At 39.0% G+C, this 7,251-nt stretch carries 6 protein-coding genes and 2 pseudogenes; 2 read left to right on the top strand and 6 right to left on the bottom strand.

All coding sequences use genetic code 11. The features are described from left to right. The coding region (locus tag KGF65_RS16015; protein WP_216788243.1) for a type IA DNA topoisomerase at nt 1-1,441 on the bottom strand (1,441 nt) is incomplete at its 3' end. 111 nt (nt 1,442-1,552) lie between these two features. Then, nucleotides 1,553-3,594, bottom strand: a pseudogene (gene mobQ / locus KGF65_RS16010) (MobQ family relaxase). 269 nt (nt 3,595-3,863) lie between these two features. Between mobQ and KGF65_RS16005 the strand changes: the two are divergent. Beyond that, a pseudogene (locus KGF65_RS16005) lies at nt 3,864-4,072 on the top strand (hypothetical protein). Nucleotides 4,073-4,094: 22 nt separating this feature from the next. Further along, nucleotides 4,095-4,373 carry a hypothetical protein gene (locus KGF65_RS16000; protein WP_014940856.1) on the top strand — a complete coding sequence of 93 codons (279 nt, stop codon included), beginning with the start codon at nt 4,095-4,097 and terminating at the stop codon, nt 4,371-4,373. Here KGF65_RS16000 and KGF65_RS15995 read toward each other — a convergent pair. From KGF65_RS15995 to KGF65_RS15980, 4 genes are all read right to left on the bottom strand, one after another. Then, nucleotides 4,363-5,043: a zeta toxin family protein gene (locus tag KGF65_RS15995; protein WP_099722358.1), complete on the bottom strand. Its 681-nt coding sequence runs from the start codon at nt 5,041-5,043 to the stop codon at nt 4,363-4,365. The genes KGF65_RS16000 and KGF65_RS15995 overlap by 11 nt on opposite strands. Beyond that, nucleotides 5,040-5,225 carry a hypothetical protein gene (locus KGF65_RS15990; protein WP_099722359.1) on the bottom strand — a complete coding sequence of 62 codons (186 nt, stop codon included), beginning with the start codon at nt 5,223-5,225 and terminating at the stop codon, nt 5,040-5,042. The genes KGF65_RS15995 and KGF65_RS15990 overlap by 4 nt, the downstream gene beginning before the upstream one ends. 46 nt (nt 5,226-5,271) lie before the next feature. Next, on the bottom strand, nt 5,272-5,553 hold the full coding sequence (locus KGF65_RS15985) for a type II toxin-antitoxin system RelB/DinJ family antitoxin (protein ID WP_010014831.1): 282 nt from the start codon (nt 5,551-5,553) through the stop codon (nt 5,272-5,274). A gap of 416 nt (nt 5,554-5,969) precedes the next feature. Beyond that, nucleotides 5,970-7,058 carry a replication initiator protein A gene (locus tag KGF65_RS15980; protein WP_099722360.1) on the bottom strand — a complete coding sequence of 363 codons (1,089 nt, stop codon included), beginning with the start codon at nt 7,056-7,058 and terminating at the stop codon, nt 5,970-5,972. Nucleotides 7,059-7,251 lie beyond the last annotated feature (193 nt).

Raw genomic sequence — 7,251 nt, 5'->3', positions numbered from 1 at the left:
TCTTGAAACCCTTTAATTTGCTCGTTTCCCCCTTGGTGACCAGCGCTTTAATTGCGGTCTTACCGAGGGTCTTACTGCTCCATTTCTTGGGCAGGGTAAAGCTTTCGCCTTGCTTAGGCTTTACAATGTAAAACTTCTGTTTATTTAAAACGGTCGCTTGCGGTGTTTCTAAGAAGACCTCGTCGGACTTTTGTGCTTGCTGTTGGTGATCGATTTGTTGCTTAATGGCTTCACTGCCAGTCAATTGCGTGGGAACATCAGCAATCAATTTTGATACAAACTTTTTAATTTGTTCTAAAAAGTTATCCGGGGTGCGTTCTTCGATACTGATTTGTTGTAACGCTTGCTCCCATTTTGCTGTCATCTCTGGGCTAGTTAACAAGGGTTCGAGTTCAACCGCTTTACATAAAGTAATTCCGGCTTCACTGACGTGTAGCTTGTTCTTTTCAGTGACGAGATAGCCGCGTTTCTTTAACACTTCCAGCACATTGGCCCGGGTTGCACTTGTCCCAATGCCTTGCACATCTTTAAGAATCGCTTGGGCTTCTTCATCATCAAGCGTTTTGCCGGCGGTCTTCATGGCCGTAATCAGGGTACCTTCGGTAAAGGGGACCGGTGGTGTCGTTTCTTTTTGCGGTGTTTGCAGATTTGCTTGGACTTGATCGCCTTGGTGAACGAGCGGTAAAGTTGCTACTTCTTGCTGGTCGGCTTTGTGATCATCAAATAAAGCTTGCCAGCCTTGCTTAGTTGGGACCTTACCGGTTGCTTTAAAATTGGCGTCACCAACTTGGGTAATAATGGTGGTTTCTTCATATTCGTAAGGATCAGCAAACATGGCTAATGTGGTTCTTAAAACCAAGTCATAGACTTGTTGCTGTAATTTAGGCAAGCTGGCTAGTTTCTCTTTCGTCGGCACGACTTTAGTCATGATAATGGCGTAGTGTTCTTCAACTTTTTTCCCATCAACATAGCGTTTGTTCGGAGTGGTATTGGTTAAAGCGACTGGCTTAGAGATCAAACCCAGATACTTCGTCAGATTAGCCACTAAATAACTAAATTCTTCATCAGTGATATAAGCACAATCGGTGCGGGGATAACTGAGCAGTTTGTCTTCGTATAAGCTTTGAATAGCCGCTAAGGTTTGGCTGGCACTGGCGTGATAACGTTTATTCATGGCACTTTGCAGACTGGATAGTGAGAATAGTTGTGGACTAGCACGCTTTTTGTCTTGTTTTTGGACGTCCTTGATTAAGCCGGCCTGTGAGCCTTTCTGAACGTGCTTAGCTTGCATGAATGTTATTAGTCCTGTTTCGTTTTTAAACCGCTGATAGGGGTCTAATTTTGCGACGAATTTTTGCTGATTAGCTAAAATTTCCGCATCTAGTTCAAAATAGGGTTTCGGCTTAAAGGTTTTGTTTACCTGGTCTCTTTGATAGACCATACACAAGGCTGGCAGCTATACGTAACTAATCGAGCACGCTCTAATTTTTATCAATATAAAATACATTATGGGCTACCATTCATACCAATTAACCAGTCGCTAATTTTGTGATTACAAGTGCATGCCCCCATCTTCATGCCGGTTTCGAGTTTGGTGTTGCCGTTGCTTTTTCGTCATTTCCCACTCAGTCTCCTTTAAACCTTGCGCCTGTTTTTGCCGTTCGTAATCTTCATCACGGGCATATAGGGCGGTCATGATTGCGTTACTAAAGGCCGTCTTTAAGTAGTAGCTTGGACTAACTGGCTTGTAATTTAGCGGTTGATAATGTCCAATATTTACTTTTCTATACTGGTCGTCCTTGGCTTGTTGCCCTTTTAACTGCTTTTGGATTTTCTCGATCTGACTGTTCTTAATCGTCGGATCGGCTTTGCATTCGCCAAAAAAGAGTTGTTTAGTGCCATCATGCTTTAAAACCCGTTGTAAGTGATGATTTTCTAACTGATCTAAGCTAAGCTGTCCCGATAAATAAGCTAGTCCTTGTTGATGTTCTTGGGGACTGAACACCTGTGGTGGATTTGCTTGCCACTGTTCAATTGTTTCAGCCTGACATGGCTTTAAAACAGGATCATAGTACATCACGGCTGTATAGGCTTGTTCCTGTTTAATCAATGGCAATCCATCTAAATCGCCTTTGGGAAAGGCCCTTTTCAATACTTCATGGTATTGCGTTTTAATGACTTGCTTAACGGCCATGATTGCCCGTAGGTCTTTGACTGCTCGAGTAATCTTTTGCTGCTCGGTTGGTGAATACTTTTCTAGTAGACCTTGATCAACGTGTTCTAGACTTTCTAAGCTATCATCATGAATCATCAGCGTATATTTAAGCTTGATTTTGACTTCCTTTTCTTGTTGCATTAATAACTTCCAGCCAACGTATGGCCGTTTGGTAAAGGTCAATAATTGTCGGGTCAATAAATCATCACGAATATTCATTAAACGTTCGTTTAATTCACTGCCTTTGAAAATCGTTTGTTCACTATTAGTTTCTTTAATCAATTCCCGTCGTTCAGCCGCGGTTGTCTGTTCAAAATCAAGCTCTGGATAGAGTTTTTTAGTCGTGCGATCAACTACTTTATTTAAGAGCTCATCTGCTTTTTTTAGTGAACTTTCTTGTTGGTTAATTGTCAATAATTGCTTAGTGACATCTTCACCAACAGCGTGCTTAATTAAGGTACTGTTTTTCCAATTAAATAGCATGCGCCGCTTATCATCTAAACTTTCCAAACTAATATAAGTTTTCAGTTCGTGGCTTAACTCTTTGACCACTTTTTTCTCGTTAAGCGAGAAGTGTTTACTTAGGCTATCCAAGTGGCCTCGATTAACTACTTTCTCCTGCATATTTTTATAGCCAGCTTTGGACTTACGATAGTTCTTAACTTGTTGATTAAATGCTTTTCGATTTTTTCTTTGGCTGTTAATGCCTTCGTGTTGGGTAGGTGTCTCTTGAATCCCTTGATCGACAAACGATTTTTCACTAATCCGATCCGGAATATTTTTTTGTGCTAAGAACTGATTAACACTCAACGCCCAATTTTTTCCTTTTTATCCCAATCAACCAACCAAATTTTTCTTTGTTTTGGAAACCCGCTTTTGGTTAAAAGTTGCTTGCCATTTTCATCTTTAATGTACTGCGTCTTTGCTTTTAATCCCCAACTACCATCGGGGTTAAATGGGCGATTGGTTAACATCACATGTGCATGCGGATTGTCTGGGTGATCGCGATGAATTGCTACGTCAGCTACCATACCTTGATCGGCAAAATTTTCTTGCACATATTTTGTCAGTAATTCTTTCTGTTCGGATTCACTGAATTCTACCGGTAAAGCTACGTTAAATTCTTTTGCATACCGTGAGTTTGATTTACGATCTTTCTTTTCAACTTCATTCCATAATTGTTCTCGATTACTGGCCCATTCTGGTGCGTTTTTTGGGGTTAAAATAAAGCTTTCTGGCATAACCGAGCGGGCATAAAAATAGTGGCGGCCTTCTTGATTATCAAATAATTTTTCACCACTTCTATAAGCGGCACTGGCAATGGCACTGCGTCCTTTACCAGCACTAATATTACTAAAACTCATATGAAATATTGCCATGTTAGTCACCTCTTTACTTTGATTCTATGGGTTTTCTTCTGTTGTCGACATCGGCGACTTCTAATAACAGTATTTTTGGGTTAGTACAACATAGAATTCATTCTATGTGTAAGTGCGCATTGACCTCGTTTCACTCGGTCTTCTGATTCTCTTAACTTTAACTTAGTGTATGCCTTCCGCTTCGCTATTTCAACTTTTATACTTTGACTTAACGTTTCCCTTATGATATAGTGTCGGTGATTATTTCTAATATGATTGGAGGGATCGTTATGTCTCAAAGTAACTTAGAAAAACAAGAAGCTAAATTAAAAGCCCTTAATCAAAAAATTAAGGACGAAAAAATAAGATTGAACAACGGCTAGGTAAACAAATCATCAGTCAAGCCAATTTAGATTATGCTAATTTGTCTAACGATCAGATTAAGCTTTTAGCCAAGCAATTTTCTGAATTTTTAAAGGTAAAGTCCGTAGATCATTAGCCATACGAGATGGGGAAATTCCATGTCTAATCAATATGAAAAACTAGTCGAGCAGCAAGCGCGTTTAAAACAAAAAATTGAGCGGGAAGATTTTAAATTACGGCAATCTAAATACTATGAAAATCGGCAATCCCGCAAAGCCCGTTCTCGCCGATTAATTCAAAAAGGGGCTTTATTAGAAAAGTACTTTCAAGCTAATAACCTCTCGGTCGAACAAACCGAAGAACTTTTAAAAACATTTGCTGACTATGTTAACGCCCATAAACCGAATAAACTCAAAAACGATCAACCTAATAACTAGGCCGATCGTTTTTATTTTCTGGATCATTTTTAGGATTTTCTTCTGGGTTTTGATCTGCAAAATTTTGTAACTGCTTTTGCACCCTTTCTGGATAAGTAATATTTTGGTTTATCCAAGGAAAATGCCTCAAATCGTTCTTAAAAACTTGTCCCTTCTCTCTTGCATAAACAGAGGTAAACTTTTCGCTATTATCATAGATCATGACCTTATCAGATTTAAAGGCCACTAATGGCAAATTATGTTTGGATTGCTGATAACGTTTCTTGATCGTTGCTACTGGAACACCGTGGCCACCTTTTTGTACCCGTTCGTTGACCCTTTGGATAGCTAAATTTTCATCTCGCAAAGCAACATATAATAAAGTCACTTCAAAGCCATTTTTGTGAGCTTTGTCAATCAAATTGAGTTGAGCTTTGCCTCTACCTGCCAGTGTTGTTTCTACGTGAATACTTTGCTGGTGATCTAAAGCATAGTGTAGTTGTTTGATTTCTTCTTTCATGGCTTTTAAGTTGTCACTATCTTTATGCCAATCGCCACCCATTTGTCTTAAAAGTTCATCAGCGTTAATCCGTTTTGTTTTGTCAAACAAGATGGGAAATGTATCGTATAGCGTACTTTTTCCTGCTCCGTTAATACCAGCAACAATTATATATTGGGGTTTATCTATCAACGGGCAAAGTCCTTTCGCTTAATAACCTCATCTTGCCTTTTATCTAAAAAGTAGGTATATAAAGCGTCATATACTTTGCGCTTTTCTGGATCTGGCTCATGTAATGACTTATCAAGTAAATCTTTTAAATCAGTTTCTTTGGCAATTTCAAAAAAGTCATTAATTGTGATTGTATCTTTCATGTTCATCACACTCCCCAGTTATTAATTTATTTAATCTGATAAGCCATTAGTCCTCATCTGGATCATTGAGCCAATCAGCGACTTCTTTAGCGTCTTTGAACTCTGTTACTGGTGTCTCTTTGGTAGCCTTTAAAAGGCTTAAATTAGCTCTTTCGGCTTCGCTCAGGGCTGGTTTAAACGGTAATGCTGCGTCAGCTACGATCCGCTTATAAAACATATTGATCGCGGTAGTTGGGTTTAGACCTAACTGGCTTAAAACGGCTTCGGTATTATCTGCCAATTCTTTGTCAATCTGGACTTGTACGCGTTTCTTTTCCTTAACTGCCATGATTTTCTCGCCCCCCCTTTATTACTACTCACATTATACTAATCTTTGAGTACCATCTCAATTAGCCTGCTTCTTTAAAAGTTGTGAATTTAAGTTTGCTGTCCTTTCCGCAATGGCACTTATACAACGTTCCTAAAGTGCCCGTAAGCGCATTTTAAAACTCGTTTAATATAATTATGCTCTATCTGTTTAAAACAGCTTAAATGGCCTTATATAGCTTTTTAGTTTTAAGCACGCTCATCGTTAGGGTGTTTGGCCGCATATTCTCTAGCCGCTTGTTTATTCCACCAAGCGCCAATTCAGCCACTCAAGGTGTCTATTTTTGCTTCTAAGCGATTTTAAAGCGATTTTAATATAATTATGCATGTAACACTTAAAACGGCTTAAATGAGCTTATATGCCGTTTGATTTTAAAATCATTCATTGTCAGCGTTCTGCTCCTCGGGGTGTTTAGCAACATATTCTCTTGCCGCTTGTTTATTCCACCAAACGCCAAATAGGTTTTGCATGGTGCCGTATAAGTAGTTCTCCACGTTCTTGATATGCTTCTCATTGCTTCTTAGGGCGTTAAAGTAGCGTCTTAAGGCTTTAGTCATCAAAGGTTTTAGTTCTTCGTCGTAAAGCGGGATTATGACGCCAATATCTTGATGATCCTTTTCAACTCGGTACTTAGCATTTAAGATAATGCCAATGAAGCGCCGCATTTGTTGCGGAGTGCGGCACCAGAAACTTAGTAATTGCACGGCTTCGGGTTCTAAGAAAACCGGTAAGCCACTGTCTTCATCAGTTAAGAAGTCATTAGCATGGTTCACCAAATCCTGGTTTTGCTTTTGAATTTCTGCTGGTGAAAAATGGGCTGTGGAAAAGTCCAACTTTTGAGTATCTATATTGTATCTATTAGTATCTAAATTATTAGTATAGTCTAGATCTTGTCTCTTTTTGAGAAGTCCGCTTGTATCAAGGGATTCAGACGTATCAGAAACGGTATCATGCGGGTTTCTCTTTTTGAGAAGTCCGCTTGTACCAAGGGGTTCAACGGTATCATGCGGGTTTCTCTTTTTGAGAAGTCCGCTTGTACCAAGGGGTTCAGGCGATTTTAATGGCTCTCGCTTAATATAAACGTCTTTTGCTGTTACTTCCAAATCTGCCAAATATAATCTATTTGGTTCGTTTTTGCCTGATCTTGGATTAAACCCCATATGTTTTTGATACAAAAGGTTTGCGTCCATTAATTCGTGTTTAATCTTATTGATTTTATTATTTGACCAGTTTCGTAAATCTTTTAGTTCATTGTTTGTGTATATGAAATATACGTTGTTATTTTCGTCAACCCAATTATTGCTTAGTGAGTAACTTAGACGATCGCGTAACACCGAATAAAGTAAAATGGCACTATCGCTAAGATCCTTATATTTTTCCCCTTGGAGTAAGATCTGCGGCAAAGCGTAGAACTTTACTTCATAGGCTCTTTTAGCATTTGTAAAGTTAAAGTTTGATTGATCCATAATAAAAGCTCCCTTTCTTAACTGACACACGCCGTCTTAAAAGAGAGTTGCTAAAACACCTGACTTGTTTTAAAATACAAATCTGATATGCTTTAACTGAATCACAAAGCGAACATTGGACGTGATCGGCTTTGTAAATTCACCGGCATGTGTCTATTCTGGGTTGCCTATACGGCAACTTTTTTAATTTCTA

Origin of the sequence: Lactiplantibacillus sp. 30.2.29, from assembly GCF_018991255.1 — a bacterium.
GTDB classification, from domain to species: domain Bacteria; phylum Bacillota; class Bacilli; order Lactobacillales; family Lactobacillaceae; genus Lactiplantibacillus; species Lactiplantibacillus pentosus.
The sequence above is the reverse complement of the archived record's forward strand: the minus strand, read 5'-3'. Positions and strand labels throughout refer to the sequence as shown.